Source organism: Sinorhizobium psoraleae (assembly GCF_013283645.1).
GTDB lineage: Bacteria > Pseudomonadota > Alphaproteobacteria > Rhizobiales > Rhizobiaceae > Sinorhizobium > Sinorhizobium psoraleae.
This window is the reverse complement of the sequence record NZ_JABEKV010000003.1, coordinates 1,028,792-1,055,520: the sequence shown is the minus strand read 5'-3', so window position 1 is coordinate 1,055,520 and position 26,729 is coordinate 1,028,792. Positions and strand designations below refer to the sequence as shown.

The 26,729-nt window shown below is 62.3% G+C and carries 23 protein-coding genes; 15 read left to right on the top strand and 8 right to left on the bottom strand.

The window, feature by feature from the left end:
• Positions 1-64 precede the first annotated feature (64 nt).
• Genes ILFOPFJJ_RS20550 through ILFOPFJJ_RS20535 form a run of 4 tightly spaced genes read left to right on the top strand, consistent with a single transcriptional unit; the run spans position 65 to position 4,402 of the window.
• Complete coding sequence (locus ILFOPFJJ_RS20550) at positions 65-349, top strand: XapX domain-containing protein (protein ID WP_173512516.1); 285 nt, start codon at positions 65-67, stop codon at positions 347-349.
• The gene (locus tag ILFOPFJJ_RS20545) at positions 349-2,334 is read left to right on the top strand and encodes an amidohydrolase (protein ID WP_173512401.1); all 1,986 of its coding nucleotides are present in this window, start codon (positions 349-351) and stop codon (positions 2,332-2,334) included. The genes ILFOPFJJ_RS20550 and ILFOPFJJ_RS20545 overlap by 1 nt, the downstream gene beginning before the upstream one ends.
• Before the next feature lie 14 nt (positions 2,335-2,348).
• A complete protein-coding gene (locus ILFOPFJJ_RS20540) occupies positions 2,349-2,798 on the top strand; it encodes a DoxX family protein (RefSeq protein ID WP_173512400.1) in 450 nt (149 codons plus the stop codon).
• Entirely contained in the window at positions 2,795-4,402 is a 1,608-nt protein-coding gene (locus ILFOPFJJ_RS20535) for an MFS transporter (RefSeq protein WP_173512399.1), read from the top strand. Before ILFOPFJJ_RS20540 ends, ILFOPFJJ_RS20535 begins: the two co-directional genes overlap by 4 nt.
• Positions 4,403-4,933: 531 nt before the next feature.
• On the opposite strand, the gene ILFOPFJJ_RS20530 is transcribed toward ILFOPFJJ_RS20535, so the two are convergent.
• From ILFOPFJJ_RS20530 to ILFOPFJJ_RS20515, 4 genes are all read right to left on the bottom strand, one after another.
• Positions 4,934-5,350, bottom strand: a complete 417-nt coding sequence (locus ILFOPFJJ_RS20530; protein ID WP_173512398.1) for a c-type cytochrome — start codon at positions 5,348-5,350, stop codon at positions 4,934-4,936.
• A 335-nt stretch (positions 5,351-5,685) separates the two neighbouring features.
• Positions 5,686-6,051 carry a hypothetical protein gene (locus tag ILFOPFJJ_RS20525; RefSeq protein WP_173512397.1) on the bottom strand — a complete coding sequence of 122 codons (366 nt, stop codon included), beginning with the start codon at positions 6,049-6,051 and terminating at the stop codon, positions 5,686-5,688.
• 190 nt (positions 6,052-6,241) lie between these two features.
• Positions 6,242-8,908 carry an ATP-binding protein gene (locus ILFOPFJJ_RS20520; RefSeq protein WP_246299697.1) on the bottom strand — a complete coding sequence of 889 codons (2,667 nt, stop codon included), beginning with the start codon at positions 8,906-8,908 and terminating at the stop codon, positions 6,242-6,244.
• A 391-nt stretch (positions 8,909-9,299) separates the two neighbouring features.
• On the bottom strand, positions 9,300-9,824 hold the full coding sequence (locus tag ILFOPFJJ_RS20515; protein ID WP_246299695.1) for a gluconokinase: 525 nt from the start codon (positions 9,822-9,824) through the stop codon (positions 9,300-9,302).
• Between the two features lie 281 nt (positions 9,825-10,105).
• Here ILFOPFJJ_RS20515 and gntR point away from each other — a divergent pair, with 281 nt between their 5' ends.
• Positions 10,106-11,125, top strand: coding sequence for an HTH-type transcriptional regulator GntR (gntR, locus tag ILFOPFJJ_RS20510; RefSeq protein ID WP_173512396.1), 1,020 nt, complete (start codon positions 10,106-10,108; stop codon positions 11,123-11,125).
• Positions 11,126-11,332: 207 nt separating this feature from the next.
• A complete protein-coding gene (locus ILFOPFJJ_RS20505; protein WP_173512395.1) occupies positions 11,333-13,534 on the top strand; it encodes a copper-transporting P-type ATPase in 2,202 nt (733 codons plus the stop codon).
• Between the two features lie 121 nt (positions 13,535-13,655).
• Here the strand turns inward: ILFOPFJJ_RS20505 and ILFOPFJJ_RS20500 are convergent, their stop codons facing one another.
• Positions 13,656-15,191 carry a bifunctional aminoglycoside phosphotransferase/ATP-binding protein gene (locus tag ILFOPFJJ_RS20500; RefSeq protein ID WP_173512394.1) on the bottom strand — a complete coding sequence of 512 codons (1,536 nt, stop codon included), beginning with the start codon at positions 15,189-15,191 and terminating at the stop codon, positions 13,656-13,658.
• Positions 15,192-15,442: 251 nt separating this feature from the next.
• Between ILFOPFJJ_RS20500 and ILFOPFJJ_RS20495 the strand changes: the two genes are divergently transcribed.
• A complete protein-coding gene (locus ILFOPFJJ_RS20495; protein WP_173512393.1) occupies positions 15,443-16,276 on the top strand; it encodes a universal stress protein in 834 nt (277 codons plus the stop codon).
• 203 nt (positions 16,277-16,479) lie between these two features.
• Positions 16,480-16,899 (top strand): DUF3775 domain-containing protein, encoded by a 420-nt coding sequence (locus ILFOPFJJ_RS20490; RefSeq protein WP_173512392.1) that lies wholly within the window; start codon positions 16,480-16,482, stop codon positions 16,897-16,899.
• Positions 16,900-17,245: 346 nt separating this feature from the next.
• On the opposite strand, the gene minE is transcribed toward ILFOPFJJ_RS20490, so the two are convergent.
• The 3 genes from minE to minC are packed head-to-tail and all read right to left on the bottom strand — an operon-like array spanning position 17,246 to position 19,106.
• Positions 17,246-17,509 carry a cell division topological specificity factor MinE gene (gene minE, locus ILFOPFJJ_RS20485; RefSeq protein ID WP_173512391.1) on the bottom strand — a complete coding sequence of 88 codons (264 nt, stop codon included), beginning with the start codon at positions 17,507-17,509 and terminating at the stop codon, positions 17,246-17,248.
• Positions 17,506-18,321, bottom strand: a complete 816-nt coding sequence (minD, locus tag ILFOPFJJ_RS20480; RefSeq protein WP_173512390.1) for a septum site-determining protein MinD — start codon at positions 18,319-18,321, stop codon at positions 17,506-17,508. Before minD ends, minE begins: the two co-directional genes overlap by 4 nt.
• 32 nt (positions 18,322-18,353) lie before the next feature.
• Entirely contained in the window at positions 18,354-19,106 is a 753-nt protein-coding gene (gene minC, locus ILFOPFJJ_RS20475) for a septum site-determining protein MinC (RefSeq protein WP_173512389.1), read from the bottom strand.
• A 482-nt stretch (positions 19,107-19,588) separates the two neighbouring features.
• Here minC and phnC point away from each other — a divergent pair, with 482 nt between their 5' ends.
• From phnC to phnN, 7 genes are all read left to right on the top strand, one after another.
• Positions 19,589-20,431 carry a phosphonate ABC transporter ATP-binding protein gene (phnC, locus tag ILFOPFJJ_RS20470; RefSeq protein ID WP_173512388.1) on the top strand — a complete coding sequence of 281 codons (843 nt, stop codon included), beginning with the start codon at positions 19,589-19,591 and terminating at the stop codon, positions 20,429-20,431.
• Positions 20,432-20,520: 89 nt separating this feature from the next.
• Positions 20,521-21,426, top strand: a complete 906-nt coding sequence (gene phnD, locus ILFOPFJJ_RS20465; RefSeq protein ID WP_173512387.1) for a phosphonate ABC transporter substrate-binding protein — start codon at positions 20,521-20,523, stop codon at positions 21,424-21,426.
• Positions 21,427-21,621: 195 nt separating this feature from the next.
• Positions 21,622-22,584, top strand: a complete 963-nt coding sequence (gene phnE / locus ILFOPFJJ_RS20460) for a phosphonate ABC transporter, permease protein PhnE (RefSeq protein WP_173512386.1) — start codon at positions 21,622-21,624, stop codon at positions 22,582-22,584.
• 9 nt (positions 22,585-22,593) lie between these two features.
• Positions 22,594-24,108, top strand: coding sequence for a phosphonate ABC transporter, permease protein PhnE (gene phnE, locus ILFOPFJJ_RS20455; RefSeq protein WP_173512385.1), 1,515 nt, complete (start codon positions 22,594-22,596; stop codon positions 24,106-24,108).
• A 163-nt stretch (positions 24,109-24,271) separates the two neighbouring features.
• Positions 24,272-24,979, top strand: coding sequence for a DUF1045 domain-containing protein (locus ILFOPFJJ_RS20450; protein ID WP_173512384.1), 708 nt, complete (start codon positions 24,272-24,274; stop codon positions 24,977-24,979).
• A gap of 1 nt (position 24,980) precedes the next feature.
• Positions 24,981-26,120 carry an alpha-D-ribose 1-methylphosphonate 5-triphosphate diphosphatase gene (locus ILFOPFJJ_RS20445; RefSeq protein WP_173512383.1) on the top strand — a complete coding sequence of 380 codons (1,140 nt, stop codon included), beginning with the start codon at positions 24,981-24,983 and terminating at the stop codon, positions 26,118-26,120.
• Positions 26,117-26,704, top strand: coding sequence for a phosphonate metabolism protein/1,5-bisphosphokinase (PRPP-forming) PhnN (phnN, locus tag ILFOPFJJ_RS20440; RefSeq protein WP_173512382.1), 588 nt, complete (start codon positions 26,117-26,119; stop codon positions 26,702-26,704). The genes ILFOPFJJ_RS20445 and phnN overlap by 4 nt, the downstream gene beginning before the upstream one ends.
• Positions 26,705-26,729 lie beyond the last annotated feature (25 nt).

The window sequence follows — 26,729 nt, the reverse complement described above, 5'->3', positions numbered from 1 at the left end:
TCAAAGAGTTAAAGCCGTTCCGTCCACGCGCGGAACGGCGCCTCTCGCGGAAAGGACCATGCCTATGAAAATGTACCTGCTGTCGCTTGGCGCCGGGGTGCTCGTGGGCGTCATTTACGGCCTGCTCAATGTTCGCTCGCCGGCGCCGCCGGTAATCGCGCTGGTGGGGCTCTTGGGCATCCTCATCGGCGAACAGGCAGTGCCCGTCGTCAAACGCCTGATATCGGGCAACCCTGTGAACGTTTCCTGGTTCAACAGCCGCTGTGTCCCGCACCTTTTCGGGGAACTGCCGACCGGGGTCGATCACAAGGTTGTGCCCGATCAGCCGCCAACCCGGGGGATCGGCTGATGCCGACCCGCCGCGGCTTTCTGGGAGCGGCGTCCGCCCTGGCGCTCCCCAGCCTGTTTTCACCGGCGCGCGCCGCCGATCCAGTTTCGATTTCAGGAGACAATCCAATGAGCGCCGATCTGATCCTGCATCACGGCCTGGTTACCACGCTCGACCGCACCAAGCCGAATGCAACTGCGGTTGCCATCAAGGACGGCAAGTTCCTTGCCGTCGGACAGGATGCGGAGGTAATGGCTCTTGCAGGCCAGGACACTAGGGTCATCGACCTGAAGGGCAGGCGCGCTCTGCCGGGCCTGATCGACAACCATACGCACGTCATACGCGGCGGGCTGAGCTACAACATGGAGCTGCGCTGGGACGGCATCCGCTCGCTCGCCGATGCTATGGATATGTTGAGGCGCCAGGTGGCGATCACGCCGCCGCCGCAATGGGTGCGCGTCGTCGGCGGCTTCACGGAACATCAGTTCGCCGAGAAGCGGCTGCCGACCATTGAGGAAATCAACGCCGTCGCGCCGGACACGCCGGTCTTTCTGCTCCATCTCTACGATCGGGCGCTGCTCAACGCCGCCGCCCTGCGTGCCGTCGGCTACACCAAGGACACGCCGGAACCGCCCGGCGGCGAGATCACTCGCGACTCCGCCGGTAATCCGACCGGACTGCTGCTCGCCAAGCCCAACGCGACCATTCTCTATGCAACTCTCGCCAAGGGACCGAAGCTGCCAATTGAATATCAGATCAATTCGACGCGTCACTTCATGCGCGAGCTCAACCGGCTCGGCGTCACCGGCATAATCGACGCCGGCGGCGGCTACCAGAAATACCCGGACGACTATGAGGTCGTCCAAAAGCTCGCCGACGACGGCCTGCTGACGGTGCGGATGGCCTACAACCTCTTCACGCAGAAGCCGAAGCAGGAAAAGGAGGACTTCCTCAGCTGGACGTCCACGACGAAATACAAGCAGGGAGACGACTATTTCCGGCACAATGGCGCCGGAGAGATGCTGGTATTCTCCGCAGCCGATTTCGAGGATTTCCGCCAACCGCGCCCGGACATGCCGTCGCAGATGGAGGGTGAACTGGAGGAGGTGGTGCGCATTCTCGCCGAGAACCGCTGGCCATGGCGGCTGCACGCCACCTATGACGAGACGATCAGCCGCGCGCTCGACGTCTTCGAAAAGGTCAGCAAGGATATCCCGTTCGAAGGCCTCAACTGGTTCTTCGATCACGCCGAGACCATCTCCGAGCGTTCGATCGACCGTATCGCCGCGCTCGGCGGCGGCATTGCCGTCCAGCACCGCATGGCCTATCAGGGCGAGTATTTCGTCGAGCGATATGGTGCAGGTGCGGCCGAGGCGACGCCGCCGGTGGCACGCATGCTGGAAAAGGGCGTCAAGACATCGGCGGGGACCGACGCCACCCGCGTCGCCTCCTACAATCCCTGGGTCTCGCTTTCCTGGATGATCACCGGCCGCACGGTCGGCGGCATGCGCATCTATCCGCAACGCAATTGCCTCGACCGCGAGACAGCGCTGAGGATGTGGACCGAAAACGTCACCTGGTTCTCCAACGAGGAGGGCAAGAAGGGCCGCATCGAGAAAGGCCAGTTCGCCGATCTGATCGTCCCCGATAAGGACTTCTTCGCCTGCGCGGAGGACGAGATCTCGTTTCTCACGTCGGAGCTGACGGTCGTCGGCGGCAAGGTCGTCTATGCTGCTGGCACCTTTGCCGAATACGACGAAAGCGAGCTGCCGCCGGCCATGCCCGACTGGTCTCCCGTGCGTACCTTTGCCGGCTATGCCGCCTGGGGTGAGCCCGAAGGGGCCGGCAAGCGCTCGCTGCGCCGCACCGCGATCGCGACCTGTGGCTGCGCCAGCAATTGCGGCGTCCATGGACACGACCATGCCGGCGCCTGGACGTCGAAGCTGCCGGTTGCGGATCTCAAGGGCTTCTGGGGCGCGCTTGGCTGCTCCTGCTGGGCCGTCTGAGGAAGGCGCGAACGATGACATCAGCTTCGACGATCGAAAACCGGCTCGCGGCCCGCGCAAGGCCGCTGTTCGGCGCACCGGCCTTCCGGTTCGTGGCGCTGCTTGCCCTGTGCTCTGCCTATATCCAGGGCCCCTTGACGAAGATCTTCGACTTCGGCGGGGCGATTGCCGAGATGAACCACTTCGGCTTGCAGCCGGCCCTCTTCTTCGCCGTCGCCGTCATCGTCTTCGAACTCGCAGCCTCGGCGATGATCCTCACCGGCTCCTTCCGCTGGCTTGCCGCGCTGGCGCTCGCCGCATTCACGCTTGCCGCGACCTTCATCGCCCTGCGTTTCTGGGAGCTGCCGCCCGGGATCGAGCGCTCGATGGCGACCAATGCGTTCTTCGAGCATCTGGGTCTCGCCGGCGCCTTCCTGATCGTTGCATGGCAGGACCTCCACGAGCGGAGGGCCGCTCAATCATGACTGACGCGACCGCCCCTTCGAGCGGCTTCGCACCGCTTCGCCAGAAGATCTTTGCGACGCTCTGGATCGCGACCGTCATCGGCAACACCGGCAGCTTCATTCGCGATGTCGCGAGTGCCTGGCTGGTGACAGATCTTTCGCCCGCCCCCGCCGCCGTCGCCATGATCCAGGCGGCGGGCACGCTTCCGATCTTCCTCCTGGCGATCCCTGCCGGCGTCCTGTCGGATATTCTCGACCGCCGCAGATTCCTGATCGTCATTCAGCTGGTGCTTGCCGGCGTCAGCATCTGCCTGTTGCTCCTTTCGGCAACGGGGCTCCAGTCGGTCAGTTCGCTGATCGCCTTGACCTTCGCCGGCGGCGTCGGCGCCGCGCTCATGGCGCCGACCTGGCAGGCGATCGTGCCCGAACTGGTCGACAGGAAGGACGTCAAGAGCGCGGTCGCACTGAATTCACTGGGCATCAACATCGCGCGATCAATCGGGCCGGCGGTGGGCGGGCTGCTGCTCGCATGGTTTGGCGCCGCCGTGACCTATGGCGTCGATGTCATCAGCTATCTTTTCGTCATCGCCGCGCTCGTCTGGTGGAAACGCCCGCCCGATGCCGAGGACGCGCTTTCGGAAAGATTCGCCGGCGCCTTCCGCGCCGGCCTGCGCTACGCCAAAGCCAGCCACGAGCTCCACGTCGTCCTGCTGCGGGCCGCCGTCTTCTTTGCATTCTCGAGCGCGGTCTGGGCGCTGCTGCCGCTGGTTGCCCGCAACCTGCTCGGCGGTGATGCCGGCTTCTACGGCATATTGCTCGGCGCTGTCGGCGCCGGTGCGATCGGAGGCGCCGTCCTGATGCCGAAACTGCGCGCCCGCTTCGACGCCGACAAGCTGCTTCTCGGCGCGGCGGCCGTTACGGCTGCGGTGATGGCAGTGCTCTCGTTCGCACCCCCGCAATGGCTGGCGCCCGTGGTGCTTCTCGCCCTCGGGGCCGCATGGATCACGGCCCTGACGACACTCAACGGCGCCGCGCAATCGATCCTGCCAAACTGGGTTCGCGGACGGTCGCTTGCGGTCTATCTGACCGTGTTCAACGGTGCAATGACGATCGGCAGCGTTGCCTGGGGTCTCGTTGCCGAGGCGGCGGGCGTTCCTCTTACTTTGATCATCGGGGCCGCAGGCCTGTTCACCGTCGGCTTGCTCTTCCACCCGCTCAAGCTCCCGAGAGGCGATGCCGATCTCGTCGCTTCCAACCATTGGCCGGAGCCGCTTACCGTGGAACCCATCGAGAATGACCGCGGCCCGGTGATGATCCTCATCGAATACCGGGTCGCAAGAGAAGACAGGGATGGATTCCTCGACGCCATCCATCGCCTGTCGCAGGAGCGGCGGCGCGATGGCGCCTATAGCTGGGGCGTGACCGAAGACGCGGCCGATCCCGAACGGATCGTCGAATGGTTCATGGTCGAGTCCTGGGCCGAGCACCTCAGGCAGCATCGGCGCGTTTCCAAGGCGGACGCCGATGTTCAGAAGGATGTCCTCCGCTTCCAGCAGGGACCTGAGGCGCCCGTGGTGCGCCACTTCATCACCGTCAACCAGACGCCCGACAATCGTCCCGGCTAGAGAAACTCCAGGAAAAATGGTGGCGCTTTCCCTCCGGGTTTGCGAGCTTCAAACGGTCGAACATCGCACATTTTCAACCGGGCAGATGGTCTACTGCATGTTTCCTTAAATCGTAGCCGGTTTAAGGATAAAAATATGCAGCGATTCAAAATGCTACAGCGTCCTTTGCGCGTCTGGACGCGCGGCGCTGTAGTCGCCAACCATCGGCTTCAGGATGTCAGAAGCAAATAGAGATCGTAAAACAACGAGGCCTGCGTGATGAGCGACAAGATGATCATAAGAGCAAGATAAAAAGTCGCGTATTCAACATCGATAGCAGCTCTTCCCCTCCGGCGGCTGTCGTTAGGCATTCTCAAAATAAGGAGGCCGAAGGGTCGGCAAGAATTGAATTTATAGAACTGCATCTATTCCAAGGTTTGCATGAGAAACGTGGCGACCGGGAACCCGGGCAGTATTCGCGGGCATTGCCAAGACCGGTCTTTCCAGGACGAAATACCCGGCATCGGGATTGCCCCGAGCTTCGAAGCGGATCTACGGCTCCAGCCTTTTAGGCCGCCCGCGGCCGAGCGCGCCTTCGGCGCGGGCCTGCAGATAGGCATAGATGTCATCGATATAAGGAGCGAAATTGGGATCGTCGGCGAACCCTTTCATGAGCGAGGTGCCGCTACTGCTCTGGCCGTCGCGAACGATGCGCCTGAACTGCTCGATGTCACGCGGTCGGTCGACGAGAGAGGACGCGAAAGTCGAGCCGACTCCGTCGGGGCCGTGACAATGGTTGCAGCCGGCATGATAACGCCGGTAGCCGTTATAGGTCCGCCCATCGACCTTGCCGTCGACGACCCGAAAGAACTTGTCAGCCGCTGCGACCTCCTGGAAATACCCCCCGGAAACGATCACAAAGCCGCAGACGACGATGGCGAACAGAACCGGGTGCCGCAATGGACGCATCTTCCGTTGCCTCGAAGGCGCTTCGCGGCCGGGCCAGCCGGATGTAATCGGTTCGGGTCTGCGCAAGCGATCTCAGGTCCTCAGATCCGGCAAGAGCCTCCACTGCTGCACGAAATAGCGGGGATGTTGCTCGATCCAATGCGCGACTAATGGCTGGGCCTGCATGAAAGCCGCACCAGGATGTGCGGCCAAATCCCCGACAATCTGTTCGCGGACCTCGCAGGCCTGGGGTGCATCCGCCAGACAGACCAACATTACGAGTGTATAGAGCATCGTGTCCCCCGTTTGCCGAAGCTCTCGCCTTGGTAGGCGCCTGGGACTGGCCAGGAGGATCGTTACTCCTCGAATACGGCGCTGGTCGCAATGTTGTCGATTGGAGCTGCGCCGGGTTCGCGCACGGAAAGAACGTCGCCATCACGCGTGATCTCGAAATCGGCTGACGGCTGGCCGACGGCTTGAGGCACGGAGATCATCAGACGCTGCCCAGGCCCGAGCGTGGAAACGAAGCGGATCGGCTGCGCTTCCGCCCCGGAGGCCACGGTCGCAACCACTCGGTAGCCGTCTTTCTCGACCGTGTAATAGACAGCACCATCAAGGCGGCCGAGGTGAATGCTGTGACCGTTTCCCGGCGCCAGATCCGACGCCGTGGCAACGCTCGTTGTGGCGAGCAAGGCCACTGCAAATGTCGTACGCCTGGTCATCGCTTTTCCTCCTCCGAGAGCCGTCGACTGTCTGTATTGTGTGTAGTATGTCCCCATCGCCACCGTGCGGTCTGTTCCCATGGTGACAAAGTCAGCCTATGCGGCGAGAAGCTCAGGCACATCGGTGCAACCGCCCAATTTCCTGGAGGCCGATCCCCTATATTTCGCGAGCTTGCCTATTTTTCGACGATTACAGAGCGTCTGCGGCTGACAGGAGCCATGGCTCGCCGCGCAGACGCAGGAGGACTTCCATCCGGTTCGCGGCGTTAAATTTGCCGAGCACCGCGGAAACCTGATGCTCGATCGTGCGCGGCGATCGCGACAAGCGCTGGGCGGCTTCCTTGTTGCTCATGCCCGCAGCGATCAAGGCGAGCACTTGTTGTTCGTGCCGCGTCAAACCGAGCGGGTGACGGCGAGCGGCCCCGTATGGCCCTCTACGCGTCTTCGGCATCTCGCCCGCAACACCCAGGCGTTGCGCCTGCTTTCGCGCAAGCGCAGCCGCCGGACGCGCCTCCAACGACTCGAAGATCGTGACGGCGCGAGCCAATGCCTGGCCGGCATCGGCTCCGCGAACCTGCATCAGGGCAAGCGCCGCTTCATAGGGAAGCCCGAGGCGATCCCATTCCCTTGCTGCCACCAGCGGATCGCCGCCAAACTCGGCAGACCACCGCAAAGGAATGCCTACCGTCGTTGCCGGCAGCGGTGTGGGCATATTGCATTGCCGCCACCAGACTGCCAGTTCGCCGAAATCCCAGGGACGGAAGTTGTCGAGATCCATCGCCGCGACGGCACTCAACTGCTCATGGCCGGCGCCATAGTCTTCGGCAAGCCAGGCCGCCTCGGCCAGAGCCAGGCGGACCGGCACGATCCGCTGGGGCTCGCCGGTCGCCAATCCCTCCTGGAGCGCCTGCTGGAGAAGCTCCAGGCTGCCGGGTTCGCCCAGTCGCACGCGCACCCTGCCGAGTACGGTGAGAGCCGGCAGGTGCATGACCATCGGCAGGCGTTCCAGATTCATGACGCCCTGGGCAATGGTCTCGGCTTCGCGAAAACGGCCCTGCTCCATGCGGAGCTGGGCTTGCCGGCCGAGCAGGTATTGTGCTGCTGAATCGAGATCGTGCCTGGTGGAGAACGCGATGCCTTCGGCGAGCAGGCGTTCGGCCAAGGCGAAGTCCTTGGACACCACCGCGCATTCCGCGAAATTGGTGTAGGCTCGTGCAGCATGGTCATGAAATCCGTGCCCGAGCGCCAAGGCCAAACTTTCCTCCAGCCGCTCGCGGCCGCCCGGACGGTCGGCGAAAAGCAGCGCAGTGCCGACATTGTTCAAGGCGTGGACGCGTGTTTCGATCTCGCCCAATCGGTCGGCGAGCGAGATCGCGCGCAGCCCCCACTCGATCGCTTCGTCAAAGCGATAGTGCAGCATATGGAGCTGAGAGCGCGTGCTATAGGCCATTGCCAGCTCCGATCCGGTCGGCAGACTCTCGGCTTCGCGTATCGCCTGGTCTGCGTAGTCCTCCGCCGGCTGGCCCTCGCCGCGCCGCCAATGCAGGCGCGACAGCCTGCGCAGATTAAGGCCGACCTTGTCGTTGCGTCCGAGTTCGCGCCAGATCGCGATGGCGCGATGATGCGCCTCGATCACCGGTTCGTAGACAAGCAGCGCCAGTCCCGCCTCGTAGGCCCAGTCCTCGTAAAGCTGCGCGGCCAATTCCGGTGTGGCTTGCGCGACATATCTGAGAGCCGTCGCCAGATATGAGACCGCCTCCCCGTGGGAGCCGAGGCGCGCCGCCCGAGCCGCAGCTTGTGGTGCGAGTTCGAGAACGCGCGCCCCGTCATCGGCGCCGGCGGCGTGGTGTAGCCGGCGTGAAAGCAAGGCGGACGCGTGTGCCGTGAGGAGCTGCGATATTGCCGCCTCCACCTTTGCATGGAGCGAGCGCTGGACGCTAGGGGGCAGCCGATCGAGCGTCGCCTGGCGGGCAAGTTCATGTCGAAACGTCAGGACGCCCTGGCTGTCTCGACGCAACAATCCGCGCGCCACGCATTGGTCCACAAGTGCTTCGGCCTCGACACCGCGCAAAGTCCGGATCAGCCAAGGCTCCACGCTGCCCGGCACGATGCTCATAACCTCCAGCACTTCACGCTCGCCCGCAGTCAGCCGGGAAAGGCGCGCCCAGACCGCATCGCGTATGGAATCCGGTACCCGCCCTGGCTCGGTCTCACCGCTTGCCAAAAGCTCCGTGATGAAAAAGGGATTACCCTCCGTAACGCGGTAGAGATCGGCGGCACAGCGGCCCGCCTGCCCGGCCAATACCGCCACAGCTTTGGGGGACAGCGGTTCAAGCGCTATGCGCGCGACCGACGCGGACGGCAGATCGCCGAGCACATGCGTCAGGGGGTGATCGGCGCCGATTTCATCGTTGCGCAGACTGAGCACCAGCACGGTGCGAAGTAGGGAAATGCGGCGCCCGAGATATTTCACGAAGTCGAGCGTCGCGTTGTCAGCCCAGTGCACATCCTCGAAGATGAGTACGATCGCATCCCCGGCTTGCTGGAGTGCGTTCAACAGTGCCGGAAAGAGCCGTTCCGGCGGAGCGGCCTGATCGAGCAGGGCTGCCACGCGCGCATCGAGCAATTGCCCCATGTCCTGCAAAGGCCCGAGCGGGCACGGGGTGAAAAGTGCCTCGCACCAGCCCCATAGTACCCGGCAACCATTATCCGCATGCTCCGCGAACTCGCGCAGGAGAGAGGTCTTGCCAATCCCGGCTTCGCCTTCGAGCAGCACGATGCTGCCGTGTCCGGACGCCGCGTTCCGCACTGCGGTCAGCAAAGCTTCGAGTGGACCCTCTCGATCGAGCAGCATCATGAAACCCCCTCACGAGTATAACAAGAAGATCAGCTTTGCACGATAAGGTTTGCGCGAGTTTAGGGCGGCGTTCCGTCAATAATTGATATTACTTTTGACTTTTCGCGACGGAGATTCCGAGTAATCCTCTTGCGGTTGCTCCAGCCCTCCACACTGAAACCGGAGCGCGCGCAGGTTTGAGCACACCTGAATTATTACGGCTCGCGAACCGCAGGTTCGCCGCAAGGACAGTTTCTAACCGAGCCGCAATGTTGGGCCGGATCATCACGTCCGGCTCGATCACACGCGTCAGGAATAGATGAGCTTTCCCAATAGGATCAGACAACCAGCGACAACAACAGGATCAGCACAAGGCCGCGTTTAAATACCGTCGCTTGAAAGATCTCAGGTACTAGCCGTTTCGTTGGCCCCCTCGCCACCATTGAACGGCCTGTTCGGCGATCGCCTCCACGGGTAGACTTGCATCGACTGCAAGTGTCAGCGGTTCCTGATAGGGGGGCTCGAGCGTCTGGTACTGGCTTTGAATGAGACTTGCCGGCATGAAATGACCCGGACGCTTGCCAACGCGTTCCGCGGCCAGGTCGCGTGCCAGATCCAGAAAGACAAAGCCAAGCCGCGGCTCACCCTGCCGGAGCAGGTCACGGTAGCTTTTTCTGAGCGCCGAACAGGTGAGAACCGGGCGCTCCCCGGCGGCAAGTGCCGCGGCGACTTCCTCGCTGAGGCGGCAAAGCCAGCCGTGCCGATCTTCGTCGGTGAGGGGTACGCCGGCGCTCATCTTGTCAATATTGGCGGCGGGGTGAAAAGCATCGCCCTCGATCAAGCGACCGCTGTACAGAGCGGCAATGGCGGCGCCGACGCTGCTCTTTCCGCAGCCCGACACTCCCATCACGACGATGCCGCGTATTTGTTCAGGCATATTCCCCTCCCAAGACAGCGCTGTCTCAGCCTGATTAACAACACCTCCATGCCCATGGGCGCGGAGGTGATGGAATGAACGTCCCCCAATCGCCGGTGCACTTCCTACAGCGCCGCGCGCCTTAGACGCCGCAAAGGACGCTGTAGCATTTTGAATTGCTGCATGTTTTATTCTTAGATCGGCTAGGATTTAGGATACATGCAGTAGCGACGAGGGCATATTCCTCTTAAGATAGCGCTGTCTTATCGAAGCGGATTCTTATTGGCAAGCCTCAAACGACGATGCGCAAAGATCCCTCCCGCGCCACCGGCCGTCCGACACTTGCCGAGGTTGCACGACTTGCCGGTGTCGCGCAGATCACAGCCTCGCGCGCGCTGCGCGACGTTCCGACTGTCGATCCGGGATTGGTGTCGAAGGTGCGAGAAGCCGCGAACGTGCTCGGCTATGTGCCGAACCCAGCCGCGCGGACGCTGGCATCGGCGCGCAGTCAATCGGTCGTCGTGCTCGTTCCTGCACTCTCGAACCAGCTGTACATCGAAACGCTCGAGGCCATTCACAGTGTTCTTCGCCCACGCGGCTACGAGGTATTGATCGGGAATTTCCACTATTCCCGCGAGGAGGAAGAGGAGCTCATTCGCAACTATCTTGCCTTTCAGCCTTGCGGGATCCTGCTCACCGGCTTCGATCGCACGGAGGCATCCCTGCGCCTGCTCGAAGCGAACAAGGTTCCTTGCGTCCACATGATGGAACTCACGCAAGCCGAAGACGTCTTTTGCGTTGGTTTCTCGCAGGAGGACGCCGGAGCCGTCGTGGCGCGGCATCTTCTGGCGAGGGGCAAGCGCCGGCTCGCCTACGTCGCCGCTCAGCTCGACGCCCGCGTCTTGCAACGCGGCGAAGGGTTCAAGCGTGCACTCGCCGAAGCGGGCGTGCTGGATCCGGCGCTGGAAATTATGGTGCCGGAAGCCTCGTCCGTCGGACTAGGTGGCGAGCTCTTCGGCAGGCTGCTGCGCCAGCATCCGGACGTCGATGGTATCTTCTTTTGCAACGATGATCTCGCACATGGCGCGATCTTTGAAGCCCAGCGCCAGGGCATAGCGGTCCCGGATCGAATTGCTTTCGTTGGCTTCAACGACCTGCCGATGTCGGCTCACATCGTTCCGCGGCTGACCTCGATCCGCACCCCCAGAGAAGCTGTCGGCAAACATGCGGCGCGCTTGATGGTGGCACGGCTTGCGGGCGCTGAAGTTCCCGACAGGACGGTCGACCTGGAATTTGAACTTGTTGTTCGCGAGAGCAGCTGACGGCGACTTGTGTCGACGCGAACATCGCGAGCGCTGGTCTCTCCACTGCCATCGCGTATATCATACAGCATTCGGAATGATGTCCTGCAACAGCTCTCGGGACGGCCGTCGAACAATGCTACGCTGCGCGCCGACGAGCTCCGACCTTCCGATCTCGGGGATCTGCGGCACGCTCCCGACGGACTTTCACCAATGGAGTCGTATCCAATGGGCGATCACAAGCACCACCATCATCACGTGAAGGAGGGCGCCGCGGGGCCAGATCGCGGTGCAGGTCCGGAGACGAAAAAGGCTGAAGGCGTCGTCTATACCTGCCCCATGCATCCGCAGGTGCGCCAGATCGGACCGGGCAATTGCCCGATCTGCGGCATGGCGCTTGAGCCGGAAGTGGCGACGGCGGATACCGGGCCGAGCGCCGAACTCGTCGACATGAGGCGCAGGTTCTGGATCGGACTGGTGCTGACGATACCGGTGCTTGTCCTCGAGATGGGCGGGCACCTCACCGATCTGCACATGCTGCTTGGGCCGCAGACATCGAACTGGCTGCAACTCCTCCTCGCAACACCGGTTGTCCTGTGGGCGGGCGCGCCATTCTTCGAGCGGGCATGGCGATCCATCGTCAACCGGCGCCTCAACATGTTTACGCTGATAGCGATGGGAACGGGCGTTGCGTGGATCTACAGCGTGGTCGCGACCGCGGCCCCCAGCCTTTTCCCGACAACCTTCCGCGCAGCCGATAGCTCGATCGCGGTGTACTTCGAGGCCGCCGCCGTCATTACGGTGCTTGTGCTGCTCGGACAGGTGCTGGAACTGCGGGCGCGCGAACAGACGGGAGGTGCTATTCGTGCGCTTCTGGATCTCGCACCCAAGACAGCGCGCCGCATCCGCAGCGATGGTAAAGACGAGGATGTGCCGCTCGAAGCCGTCGCCGTCGGGGACCGGCTGCGGGTCCGCCCGGGCGAGAAGATCCCTGTCGACGGCACCCTGATGGAGGGGCGCAGTTCGGTCGATGAATCGATGATCACGGGAGAATCGATGCCCGTCACCAAGGAGGCTGGCGCCAGCCTCATCGGCGGCACGATGAACCGTACGGGCGGTTTCATCATGGAGGCGGGGAAAGTCGGGAGCGATACCATGCTGTCGCAGATCGTGCGCATGGTTGCGGATGCGCAGCGCTCGCGCGCGCCGATCCAGCGTCTCGCCGACGAGGTCTCCGGCTGGTTCGTGCCCCTCGTGATCGCAATTGCCGTCATCGCGTTTGCTACATGGATGGCGATCGGACCCGAGCCGCGCTTCGCCCACGGACTTGTCGCCGCAGTTGCCGTGCTCATCATCGCCTGCCCCTGCGCTCTCGGCCTCGCCACCCCGATGTCGATCATGGTCGGAGTCGGACGAGGCGCCCGTCTCGGCGTGCTGATCAAGAACGCCGAAGCCCTGGAACGCTTCGAGAAGGTCGACACGCTCGTGGTCGACAAAACCGGAACCCTGACGGAGGGCAAACCCAAAGTGACGTCGGTCGTGGTTGCGGAAGGGTTCTCCGAAGCCGAATTGCTGCGTTTGGCCGCCACCCTGGAACGCGCAAGCGAGCATCCGCTCGCCGCGGCAATCGTAGAGGCCGCCAATGAACGCGGCCTGGGCCTTGGCGAGGCAGAAGATTTCGATAGTCCGGTCGGTAAGGGCGTGACCGGCTCCGTCGACGGACGCAAGCTCGTCATCGGCAGCCATCGGATAATGACCGAAGAAAAGGTGGACGTTTCCGCTCTCAAGGAAAAGGCGGAGGCTCTACGAGGCGAAGGCGCCACCGTGATCTTTGTGGCGGTCGATGGCAAAGTCGGCGGTCTAATCGCGATCTCAGACCCGATCAAGTCGACAACACCCGCTGCCGTACGGGCGCTGTTCGGTGATGGTGTGCGGGTCGTCATGCTGACCGGCGACAACAAGACCACCGCCCATGCCGTCGCCAAGAGGCTTGGCATCAAGGAGGTCGAGGCTGAAATCCTGCCGGAGCATAAAAGCGAAATCGTCGCGCGCTTGCGCCGCGAGGGTCGGATCGTGGCCATGGCCGGAGACGGGGTGAACGACGCCCCTGCCCTTGCCGCGGCCGATGTCGGCATCGCGATGGGCACGGGAACGGACGTCGCGATCGAGAGCGCCGGAGTAACGTTGCTGAAGGGCGATCTTCAGGGCATCGCACGGGCACGGCAGCTCAGTCGCGCCAGTATGAAAAACATCCGGCAGAATCTGTTCTTCGCCTTCATCTACAACGCCGCAGGGGTGCCCGTTGCCGCCGGCGTCCTTTATCCGCTCTTTGGGCTTCTTCTATCACCGATCATCGCGGCCGCGGCCATGGCCCTGTCTTCCGTCAGCGTCATCGGCAATGCCCTAAGACTGAGGAGCGCGAGGATATAAGATGGATTGCGCGGCGCGCCTTTGTTCGGAACTACCAAATTTCAACGACCCAATTCCGGGCGGAAAACCGTTGCGCACGTCCGGCGATTGTTTAAGGCGCCTTCGAAGGCGCAGGTCGCGCTCATGTCTGTGCCGGCTCTTGCGGAAGGCTCAAAATCTCCAGAGCGACTTGTTGCGCGCCTCGAGCGGCATCGAGTCGCGGCCAGGCTGTCTCACCGCTGCCGCGCGCCAGTTGTCCTGACAGGACGTCGAGGTTTGCATCTGAGGGCCCACCGCTTCGAGAGGCAACGCGATCACGCAAGAGCGCCGGCGCGGCATCCAGCCAGACGGCCGTGAACGGGACACCAAGCTTCCGGGCAACCTTTTCCATCAGGTTGCGATTGCCCGCCCTGTCGAAAACCGCATCGACGATCACCGTGCCTCCTGCAGTCAGGATCGAGCGGGCACGATGCGCCATCTCGCGGTAGACCTTTTCCGATATTTCGGGAAGGTAGGCAGAAGGCGGCAGCCTGGTTTCCGCGGGAACACCGTGCATGGCCTTTCTGATGCGATCGCTTTCGACAATTCTGGCGCCGGGCGGCGCACCGATCTGGGCAGCCAGTGTCTCTGCCACCGTTGTCTTGCCAGAGCCGCTGAAGCCCCCGATGACCATCAGCCGCGCCGGCACGGGTTTGATCAGCGCGAGCGCCAGATCGAAGTAGGATCTTGCTTCGGCAATGAGTTTCGCCGACGTTTTCCCGCTTTCCTCCACCTGCGTGGCCGTGACGTGCGCTCTGACGGCCGCGCGAATTGCCATCAGGTACGGCAGAAGCACGAATCCGTCCTCGTCGTCCGTATCGTCCAGGTAGCGATTCATGACCAGATTGGCGAGTTCCGGGAAACCGCGGTGCCAGAGATCCATCAGCAGAAAGGCAAGATCGTAAAGCGTGTCGATCGTGGCGATCTGATCGTTGAACTCGATGCAGTCGAACAGCCGCGGCGAGCCATCGAACAGACAGATGTTGCGCAGGTGCAGATCGCCATGGCAGCGCCTAACCATTCCGGCAGCTTCGCGACGGTCGAGCGATGCCGCGTGACGCGCGAGTTCCCGTTCAAACGCCAGGTTGAACGCGGCGAGTTCGTCCGGCTGGAAGACCTTGCTCGTCGCAAATCCCGCGGCATTGATGCGAAGGACCGCGCCGATATTGGCGGCACCTCTCCCTTCATGAACCACCGGCGCCGCGCGATGGAAGCGCGCGATCATCTGCGCAGCCAGTGTCATGAGCTCGGGGGTCAACCTTCCCTCGACCGCCATTCGATCGAACAGCGCTTGCTGCTCGAAACGCGTCATTTCCACGACTGAGTCCGTCAACTCCCCGTCGCCATCAAAAGCCAGAGAGTCATCCTTCTCGCGGGTAATTCGTCGGACGCCGAGATAGAGCCCTGGCGCGGTCGCAGAATTCAGCTCCACTTCCTTCCGGCAGGCTTCGAGTCGCAGCGCGGCCGTCGAGAAATCGACATAGGGCAGCTTGACCGCACGCTTCAACTTGAAGGCCCGCTGGCCGACAAGGAAGATACGGGAAATATGCGTCTCCATCGTTTCGATCGGCTCGGTCGCGCCATGAGAAGCGGGAGCGCTCAGAAAGGCGACCACCGCGGTCTGGTCTTCCGCTATCATGTATGGTCTCCTGTTTTCATTCACCGCGTCATGGAACGCCGTTTCAGAATCGGCTTCATTGACGTCGATCAACCACGGCGACGACCACCGGGAGCAACGGCAAGCCCGCGGGATAGCCCGCAAGGCGGCGGAAGCCACGCCACCATCGATCGGCGTGCCCGCGCGGCTTGATTCAGCGCAATGAAGGATGCGTTTCCTCGCTTAAGCTGACAACCGGAAAGCGCAACCAACTCTTCAAGGGAGTAACGCTCATGTCCTTCAAGACGATCCTTACCGTCCTCGGAGTCGACAATTCCGACAACGATCTGCAAACGGCAGCCGATCTCTGCGGCCAACAGGGTGCCCATCTTTCCGTCCTCGTCGTTGCGATGGCTCCTCCACCACCGATCGGAGAATATGTGTCCGCTTCCACCATATGGTTGGAACAACGCGATCGCGACCGTGAAACGCTTGAAACAGCCGTAGAACATGCCCGCCAGATAGTTTCGCGCACCGGTAACTCCTTCGAGATCGATGGCATCTACGCAGAAGCCGGAACGGCGGATCGCGACATTGGCGACCGCGCGCTCTACGCTGATCTTGTCCTGATAGGATCAAGCGTTCTGCAGCACGCGGATCTGAAGCGGCAAGTGATTAACGGCAGCCTCTTTCAGGCAATGCGCCCGGTCATGCTTATCCCCGGAGACAAGAGGCCAAGTCTTCGACCGAAGACGGTCTTGCTTGCGTGGGACTCACGCGCGGAAGCCGCACGCGCAGCGCGCGAGGCGCTCGAAATCATGACGTCGGCGGCCGCGGTCCACGTAACCCTGGTCGATCCGGAGGCGTCTTCCGCGAAAAGTGGCGAGGAGCCCGGCGCCGATGTCGCCGCCTATCTCACCCGCCACGGCATCAACGTGACGGTCGATAAACTGCCGAGTGCGGGCCGTCCTGTCGCGAGCGCGTTGCAGCAGCATGCCGTCGACATCTCCGCCGACATGATCGTCATGGGGGCATACGGGCACTCACGGGTGCGCGAACTGATCTTCGGCGGGGTTACTAAGACGATGCTCGACGATGCCGCCATCCCCATTTTCATGGCCCGTTGAATGTGCGGTATCGAGCCGAATAGTTGCCGAAGCCGCTAAGGTCAGCTGCCGCCGGGCTGAGAACTGCGACTCGCGTCAGGATCACCACCGAGAAGGGGATCTGGTAAAATTGGCGATCCCGGACGGGAGCGATACTCTTCGGAATGACACGTCTGCGCTCCGGACGGAGATGATAGCAGACGACGCAAGTTGGAGGATCACCAATGAGCGAAGCTTGGGACCTGTCGATTTCACCCGAAAAAGTCTGCTATTTCATAGTCAAGGCCCGCGAATTCGACGTCAAGGATGGGATGACGGAACCCGATCCGGCATCCAATGCCACGGATGATAACATGGCCTCGGTGCTCGAGGACCAACCGGACGATCCCGTCGAGGCTGAACTTGCGAGCGCCATCTGGGCGCTGAACGAAGACGAGCAGATCGATCTGGTGGCCTTGGCGTGGCTGGGCCGCGGCGACGGTAAGTTGGAAGACTGGGGCGACATCCGTGCTCAGGCTGCCGAGGCTCACAACAACCGAACCGGTGCCTATCTTCTCGGGATACCACTGTTGGCGGATTACCTGGAGGAGGCACTGGCGGAATTCGGAGAGTCTTGTCAGGACTTCGAAATGGGGCGCCTCTAGGGGTTCTTTCGCGCCCCTGACGCAGGCGGAACGCGCCATCGCTGCGTCGACGACGATCTGCCGATTGCGCATCAACGCACAATCGGCAGCCGTTGAGAGACTCGAGGAGCGCGGGCTCTGGGCAACAGCACCCGATTTGGCTTTGATCGGAATTGCGGCAAGTCCGGCAAGAACGAGTTTGAATTGGTGCAGGCGCTGTTGCCGGACCAGCCGCAACTATCAGGACCCGGTGTGCCGCCGACGGTAGGAACGTCTTGGCCTTGATGCCTTCGGTGGCCGCGTTGCCGAGCAGGTGTCTCGGCCGCTCTTCGCCGGCCGAGACTTCGTTGAAGGCCTTGTGGCCCCATCAGGCCGCGCGCACACCAGCGTTGAGCGGGATCTCGATATCGACCTCCAGTGTCGACACCTGTTCGCCGCGGTCCATCTTCACGTTCACCTTGTCGCGATCGACCTGGACGTGCTTGGCGATGACGGCGAGGATTTCCTCCCGCAGTTGCGCGACCAGGTCCGAGTGACCGACCGAAGCCCGCTCATGCGCGAGCAAGACCTGCAGGCGTTCGCGCGCTGTCGGCGCCGAGGTCTGCTTGTTAAAGAAGCGGAATATGCTCATGCTGCCCTCCGTCCGAATATCTTGCCGAACAGGCCGCGCTTTTCGCCCGGAATGGTGATCGGCACCGTTTCGCCGGCGAGCCGGCGTGCGGCATCGAGGTAGGCAAGCGCCGGGGCGCTGCGATTATCGGCGAGTGTGACCGGCGCGCCGAGGTTGGAGGCGCGCAGAACATCCATGCTCTCGGGCACGATGCCGAGCAGCGGGATCGACAGGATCTCAAGGACGTCATCGACCTTCAGCATGTCGCCCCGCTCGGCCCGGGCTGCGTCATAGCGCGTGAGCAGCAGGTGTTTTTCCACCCGCTCGCCACGTTCCGCTCTCTCCGTCTTGGAGTCGAGGAGGCCGATGATGCGATCCGAGTCGCGAACCGACGAGACCTCCGGGTTGGTGACGATGACGGCAACGTCGGCGTGGCGCATGGCAAGTGTGGCGCCGCGTTCGATCCCCGCCGGGCTGTCGCAGATGATCCAGTCGAAGTGCTTCTTCAGCTCGGCCATCACCTTTTCGACGCCCTCGGCCGTCAGGCTGTCCTTGTCGCGGGTCTGCGATGCCGGAAGCAGGAAGAGCGTTTCGAGCCGCTTGTCGCGGATCAGTGCCTGCGGCAGCTTGGCGTCGCCTTGTATGACGTTGACCAGGTCATAAACGACTCGCCGCTCCGCGCCCATGACCAGGTCGAGATTGCGCAGGCCGACGTCAAAATCGACGACCACCGTCTTCTCATTTCTCTGCGCCAATGCCGCACCGAGTGCGGCGGTAGACGTCGTCTTGCCGACGCCGCCTTTACCCGATGTAACCACGATTACTTTCGCCATCTTGCACTCCTGTCTCCCGGCCGGCAGCCGGCTCAGTTAAGTCTCTCTGCCATGATCGAATCGCCTTCGAGCCAGAGCTGCACCGCCTGTCCGCGAAGGTGTGGCGCCATGTCGTCGGCCGTCTTGTAGACGCCGTCGATTGCCAGCAATTCTGCTTCAAGCTTGCGGCAGAAGATGCGCGCCGAGGCATTGCCCACGGATCCTGCGAGCGCCCGTCCCCGCAGCGTCCCGTAGATGTGAACCGAGCCACCCGCAATGATTTCCGCGCCCGACGCAACTGACCCGACGACGGTGACGTCACCTTCGGGAAAGATCACCGACTGCCCGGAACGGACCGGCTCCTTGATGATGATCGAGGGCATTGCCCTGACCACCTGCGGCTCGGGGCGAAGGGCAGGTTCTGCCGGCTTGCCCTGACCGGATTTCGCCGATTCGGCGGCCTGTTCGGCCGACGGAACCTCGAAATCCGGAGCGGGTCGGCCGCCCTTCATCGCCGGGGGCATGCCCGGCTCGAATAGCGATGGGCGCCCGCCTTCGATCCCCATGATGCGCACGTTGCGTTTCGCGAGTTCGCCGATCAGGTCTTTCAACCGCGCTCGGTCGATCTCGATATCTTCCACGTCGAGGACGACCGGCCTTCCCAGGAAGAAGCCCGCGGAACGCGAAGCCAAGTCGTCGAGCCGGGTAAGCCATCCCTCGAGAGGCAGTTCCGGAGAAAGCACGAGCGCCAGGAATGAGCGGCCCTTGATACGGATCGAACGAGTATCTGTTAGCACTTTGGTCATCTACGTTAATATTTGGTTGTCAAGATTTACGTGAACCGTGGTTAACAAATGGTTAACTGCGGCACCCTGCATGAAGCTGGAGACCCGGTTTTGGCAGACGAAAAACGTCATCCATGACGGCACCCCGGTAACAATGATGATTTGCTGCCGCTGCGTTTATTTCGGCGCGGCCGATGAGGTCGAATGCGCGCCTAGATCAGGCGCGGTCGCCTGGCACTCCGAATCCAAAGCGCATCGAATCGCCGGCCGTCATCCGGCGACGAGTCGTTGTCCGCACATCATCGTTCACGCGGAGGCACAGCCGCTAATGTCCCCTCTAAAATCAGGGGTTGTCTCCGGAAGACGGCAGCCACTCAGGCGATCTCGCCGCGGCTGTGAACTGTTACAGAAACGACAAGAAACTGACATTTGGCGTTCATGAAGCGCCGATATGGCAGGTGTCATACCGATGACCGGTCTCCCCGAAAGAGGAACTGCTGCCAATGTTTCAGTTGAAGAATGTAGCCCGCCGGTTCGGCACGAAAACAGCCGTCAGTTCGGTTACCTTCGACATCCCGCAGGGACAGATGGTCGGCATCATCGGCCGGTCGGGCGCCGGCAAGTCGACGCTGCTGCGCATGATCAACCGGCTGGTAGATCTTTCGTCCGGTTCGATCGAATTCGGCGGCACGGAAGTGTCCTCGCTCCGTGGTGCGGCGCTACGCAACTGGCAGCGCGACTGCGCCATGATCTTCCAGCAGTTCAACCTCGTGCCGCGTCTCGACGTGCTGACAAATGTCCTGCTCGGCCGTCTCAACCACCGTTCGACGGCTTTAAGCATCCTCAACATGTTCACACGTGAAGAGCGGATCATGGCAATCGGCGCGCTCGAGCGTCTCGGCATCGAACAGACGGCGTTGCAGCCGGCAGGCACGCTTTCCGGCGGCCAGCAGCAGCGCGTTGCGATCGCCCGCGCCCTGATGCAGCAGCCGAAGGTGCTGCTTGCCGACGAGCCGATCGCTTCGCTCGACCCGCTCAACGCCAAGATCGTCATGGATGCGCTGCGCGACATCAACGAGCGCGACGGCATCACCGTCATCACCAACCTGCACACACTCGACACCGCGCGGAACTACTGCGAGCGGATCATCGGCATGGCCCATGGCCTCGTTGTCTTCGACGGGCAACCGAAGGACCTGACCGCCGCGGCGGTCGCCGAGATCTACGGTGCGGACACCGCAATCGAGGAATCGATGACCTCGACAAGCATCAATATTCCCGCGGCAGCCCCGCAGGAACAAACGGCATCGGCCGGCTTCAAGCCGCTGGCACTGGCCGGCCTCTGAGGCACGCCCAGGATCGAAGGCCCGCGTTAAGGGCACCCCTTTTGACCCATAGTGACCCGGCGCGGCCGGATAAACGGGAGATGAACATCATGTTGAAGAAAGCTCTTTTGGGTGCTGTTGCCCTCTTCGCCCTCGTCGGCCAGGCCCAGGCCGAAGACCTCAAGGAATTCCGCATCGGCATCCTCGGCGGCGAAAACGAAGCCGACCGCCTGCGCAACTTCCAGTGCCTGGTCGACAAGCTGCCAGCCGCGATCGGCGTTGAAAAGGTATCGCTGTTCCCGGCCGCCGACTACGACGGCGTCATCCAGGGTCTGCTCGGCGGCACGCTCGACTATGCCGAACTCGGCGCTTCCGGCTATGCCAAGATCTACCTCGCCAAGGCAGACGCGGTCGAGCCGATCCTGACGACGGTCCAGACCGACGGTTCGACCGGCTATCATTCGATCATGGTCGCCCGCAAGGATTCGGGCATCACCAAGCTCGAAGACCTCAAGGGCAAGAAGCTCGGCTTCGCCGATCCCGACTCGACCTCGGGGTACCTCGTTCCGCTCGTCACGCTTCCCGAGGCCATTGGCGGGCCGGTCAAGGAATATTTCGGTGAAACCGGCTTCGGCGGCGGTCACGAGAACCTCGTCCTCGAAGTCGTGAAGGGCACCTTCGATGCCGGCACGACCTTCGGTTCGGGCGTCGGCGAATTCAAGGACGGCTACACCTCGGGCAACCTGCGCAAGATGGTCGACAAGGGCATCCTCGACATGAACGATCTCGTCGAACTCTGGAAGTCGCCGCTGATCCCGAACGGCCCGATCGTCGTACGCACTTCGATGAACGACGACATGAAGGCGAAGTTCAAGCAGTTCATGATGGACCTGCCGAAGACCGACGCCGCCTGCTTCTCGGCGATCCAGGGTGGCGACTTTACGGGCTTCACCGAAGTCAACAGCGATTTCTACAAGCCGATCATCGACGCCCGCAAGGCGACGATCGGCGGCTGATCGCCAAGGCATCAGATACGCGCTGGCCGTATTGCAGCGCCGCACAGCGGCGCTGCAATACGGGTTTGAGCTGCTGCATGATTTGATCCTTAGATCGAATTCGGCTTAGGAATCATGCAGTAGCGGCCAGCGTTTGATTGTCTGGGACTGCCACAAGCATCCATCTCCAAGAGGCCGGCACGCGCCGGAAATCCCATGGCCACTTCCGTGCTTTCCCGGCAGCTCAGCGAGAGCGGCGCTCTTGTGGAGCGTCACTGGCAGGAGCTCAATGCCCGCCGCCGCCTTTACACCTTCCTGGGTCTCGCGTTACTCGCTCTGACGCTCTGCTCCTCGCTCTGGTTTGCGAACGGATCGAATGCCGGCAAGTTCTTCGACCGCCTCCCGCATATCTTCGATTTCGTCGGAGACTTGATGCCGCGCGATGCCATGGAGATCGTCCGTGCCATGTTCGACCTGCCCTCGCCCTATGACGATGGCAGTTTCAAGTACAACTATCCGGATGGCCGGCTTTATCTCACCGACAGCCTCTACATTCCCGAATACTTCCACAAGATGCTGGAAACGGTGAACATCGCCATCTTTTCGACGGTGCTCGGCGTCCTTTTCGGCTTCCCTCTCTGTTTTCTTGCCGCGCGCAACCTGATGCCCAATCCCTGGATCAGGGGCATCGTGCGCCGCTTCATGGAAATCGTGCGTGCTTTCCCGGAGGTGGTCATCGCCGGCTTCTTCCTGGCGATCCTGTCGCTTGGCCCCATTCCGGCGATTGCGGCGGTGTCTATCCATACGATCGGCGCGCTTGGCAAATTGTTCTTCGAGGTCGTCGAGAATGCCGACATGAAGCCGGAGGAAGGCTTGCGCGCCGTCGGCGGCAATTGGATAGAGCGGGTCTGGTTCGGTATCGTCCCGCAGGTTCTTCCGAATTTCACCAGCTATTTCCTGCTCCGCCTTGAAATAAATGTGCGCGCCTCGACGATCATCGGCGCCGTCGGCGGCGGCGGCATCGGGGAGCTGCTGCGCCTGTCGATCGGCCAGGGCCACGAGGCGAAAACGCTCGCGATCGTGATGCTCCTGTTCACGACGATCTTTGCGGTCGACCAGGTCTCCGCATGGCTCCGCCGGCGCCTCGTTGGTGACCAGGCCTTTCAGCTTGCCCAATAGGAGTGCATCATGACCGCCTCGACCAAGCCCAGCACTCTTGAAATGGAAGCCATAGCGGCCCGCCATCCGCACCTGCTGCAGTCTTCGTCCGAAAAAAGGCTGAGGACGGCGCTGATCGCCTTCGGCGTGCTGTTCTACATGGCTTTCAGCTGGTGGTTCTTTTCGATCGGCCATGTGCTTGCCAACGCCAATTGGGGCATCGCCGGCACCTATCTCGCCGATTGGGTCACCTATGAAGTCCGACCGGAGATCGAGATTGCGGCCGATGGCACTATGACTGTCTCCTATCAGCGCAATTCGCCGCTCGGCTCGAATCCCGACCCCGATTGGGTCACCCTCGAGAAGAAGACCGTGACCCGGACGATCGAGACGCCCGCCGCTGTTGAGGTGTCGAAGCCGAAGGCGAGTTCATCGTTCAGTTTCATGGCGCCGAATGCCGCAGTCGGCGGCGCCCAAGCGGCGCAGGCGCAGGACCGGGTCGAGACCCGCAGCGAAGAGATCGTGGCGCGCGCGCTCGTTTCTTACGATCGCTCGACGCATATAGAAGTTGCCGATCGCGTGGTAAAGGCGACGCACGGTGGCGAGACGCTGACAATCGCCGTCGACGGCGCCGATAGGGTGACGCCGCAAGGTCCCCTGCCCCGCTGGGCTACGCAGAAGCGGCCGGGAGAAAAGATCACGCTTTCCTTCGGCTTGACCGGCTGGGCCGAGGTCGAAGGCGACGAAGTCTCGGTCCGCAATCGTTTCTTCGGCTGGGCGAACTTCCTCTTCGACACCAACTCGCCGTTCTTCGGAAAGCCCTATGGCGAAGTGGCATCGCTGATTGTCTCCGGCGAGCGGATCGATCCGGCACGCTCCAACCTTTCGCTTGCCTGGAACAACATTCTCTACAATGCGGAGTGGCAGCATCTCGACGTCTGGACGAAGCTCCTGCAGACGATCGTCATGGCATTCGTCGGCACGCTGTTCGCATCGCTCATCGCCTTTCCCCTCTGCTTCCTCGCTGCACGCAACATCACGCCGAACCTTTTCGCCAACCAACTCGTCAAGCGCTTCTTCGATTTCTTGCGTTCGGTGGACATGTTCATCTGGGCGCTTTTCTTCACGCGCGCCTTCGGACCCGGACCGCTCGCCGGTATTTCGGCTATCTTCGTCACGGATACCGGCACGCTCGGCAAGCTCTACTCCGAGGCGCTTGAAAACATTGACGACAAGCAGCGCGAAGGCGTGAAATCGGTCGGCGCCACCCCGCTTGCCGTGCAGCGCTTCGGCGTGCTGCCGCAGGTTCTGCCGGTCTTCGCAAGCCAGGCGCTCTATTTCTGGGAGTCGAACACGCGTTCGGCGACCATCATCGGCGCGGTCGGCGCCGGCGGCATCGGGCTCAAGCTGTGGGAGGCGATGCGGACCAACTCCGATTGGGAAAATGTCGCCTATATGGTGCTTTTGATCTTGATGGTTGTCTTCTTTTTCGACAGCATCTCAAACGCGTGCCGCTCGCGCCTCATGGGGCGTAAGGCGCATTAGCTCTCGGGTCGATTCGACCGGAGGTCCCCATCCCGCTCCGACCCGAATTGCGTTTATCACCGAAGTCATCATGATGTTGTCATGCAAATCGGCTAGCTGCGCATCGCACCCCGCGAACCATCGCCCCGCCTACGACGGGCAGTCGATATAGAAAGTGAGACCCGTGCGTTATGCAATCTACTTCGCGCCGCCGGCCGATGACCGGTTGACGCAGACCGCAGCCCGTTGGCTTGGCCGCGATGCCTTCATTGACGGAGCCTTGACGTGGCCGGAAGTCCCCGGGCTCGGACACGACGATCAGATTGCGTTGACGGCAGATCCCCGTCGGTACGGCTTTCACGGAACGCTGAAGGCGCCGTTCGAGCTCGCGCAAGGCAAGAGCGAAGCTGATCTGTTGGCGGCCTTCGACGAGTTTGCGGCGGAGATCGACCCCTTCGAAGTGCCGCGGATCGTGTTGCACGAGATCGGCCCCTTTTTCGCACTGGTCTCGGCCGAGGACTGTGCCCCCCTTCGGAATCTCGCGGAGCAGGCCCTCCGTCGTTTCGAGCCGTTCCGGGCGCCGCTGTCGGATACCGATATTGCTCGCCGCAATCCGGAGAAGCTTACGCTACGTCAACGGGAGTACCTCACGACATGGGGCTACCCTTACGTCTTCGAGGAATTCCAGTTCCATTTGACGCTGACGGGATCGGTGCCCGTCGAGACGCGCTCCGTGATGCGCGAGACGCTCACCGCTGCGTTTGACGCGTTCATTGGCAAGCCGCTCGACGTCTCGACGGTCGCGCTCTTCGTAGAGCCCCATCGCGGCGCCCCCTTCACCGTCCATTCCTTATTGCCGCTTGGCGGCGCGTCCCAACGAAAGATCGCATGAGATGAGCAAAGAACAGGTATTGAGCAACGCCCGCATCGTTCTCGAGGATAGAATAGTCAACGGTTCCGTTCTTATCCGCGACGGCCGGATCGCCGATATTTCGGAAGGCACCATGAGCACGGGCGAAGACTTCGAAGGCGACTATTTGCTGCCCGGCCTGATCGAGCTCCACACCGATCACCTGGAGGCGCATTATTCTCCGCGCCCGGGCGTGCGCTGGCTGAAGATCGCAGCGATCCAGGCCCATGACGCGCAGGTCGTCACCTCCGGCATCACTACGGTCTTCGATTGCCTGCGTCTGGGTTCGGACGAGGATGGCGGCTTCCAGAAGGGCGAGATGCGCAGCATGGCCGACGCCCTGGCGCAGGCCAAGACGGAAGGCCGCCTGCGCGCCGACCACCTCATCCATCTGCGCTGCGAGGTTTCGACCTCCGACGTCCTCGATCATTATGAGGATTTCCGAGAGGACCCGCAGGTTCGGCTCGTTTCGCTGATGGACCACGCGCCGGGACAGCGCCAATTCCAGACGATGGAGCAGTACACGCTCTACTACAAGACGAAGCGCGGCCTTTCGGACGACGCTTTCGCCGAGTTCGTCGACCGTCAACAGGCGCTTTCCGCCCGCTACGCCGCGCCTCACCGCACCGCGCTGGCGAAGGCCTGTGCCGCACGCGGCATTACCGTTGCAAGCCATGACGACGCGACGATCGAGCATGTCGAAGAGTCGATCGGTTACGGCATCCGGCTTGCGGAATTCCCGACGAGCTTCGAGGCGGCGGAAGCCTCCCATCGCGCGGGCTTGAGCGTCTTGATGGGTGCGCCGAATATCGTGCGCGGCAAATCGCATTCCGGCAACATCGCCGCCCGCGATCTCGCCGAGCGCGGCGTGCTCGACGTGCTTTCCTCCGACTATGTTCCCTTCAGCCTTATCCATGCGCCTTTCGTTCTGACCGATGAGGTGGAGGCGATCGATCTTCCCCAGGCAATCGCGATGGTCACGGCCACGCCGGCGCGCACCGTTGGTCTCGACGATCGCGGCCGGATCGCTGTTGGACTGCGCGCCGATATCGCGCGTGTTCATCGTCCACAGGGCATTCCGGTTGTTCGCTCCGTTTGGCGCGAAGGACGGCGTGTCGCATGACCGCTCCGAGAAACAACCGTGGGACGCTTGTCGTCGTCGTCGGTCCGAGCGGCGCCGGCAAGGACAGTGTCATGGGCTTTGCTGCCTGCCATTTCGCACAGCGCCCCGATGTCCTGTTCGTGCGCCGCGTGATCACGCGTCCGTCGGATGCCGGCGGCGAAGTGCATGAAAGCGTATCGGCCGTAGAGTTCGACGAGATGAAGCGAAACGGTGCCTTCGCCGTCTCGTGGCACGCGCATGGTTTGAGCTATGGCATCCCGAAGGACATCGCAGGCAAGGTCGCGAGTGGCATGACGGCAATCGTCAACGGCAGCCGCGCGGCCCTCCCCGCCATTCGCGCGGCGTTCGGCGACATCGCAGTCGCCGTCATCACGGCCGATGCGCCGATACTGGCCAGGCGGCTTGCCGAACGGGGACGCGAAAGCGAAGAGGATGTACTGCGCCGGCTGGCACGGCAGACACCCGATGTCATCACCGGCCCGGATGTGACGGTGATCGACAATAGCGGCCGGCTCGAGATCGCCGGAAACCGTTTCGTCGCGCTCGTCGAGCGCTACTGCTCCGAGATTCCACATCCCGCGTGAGCAAAGGAGCGGCTGCGCGCGAGCA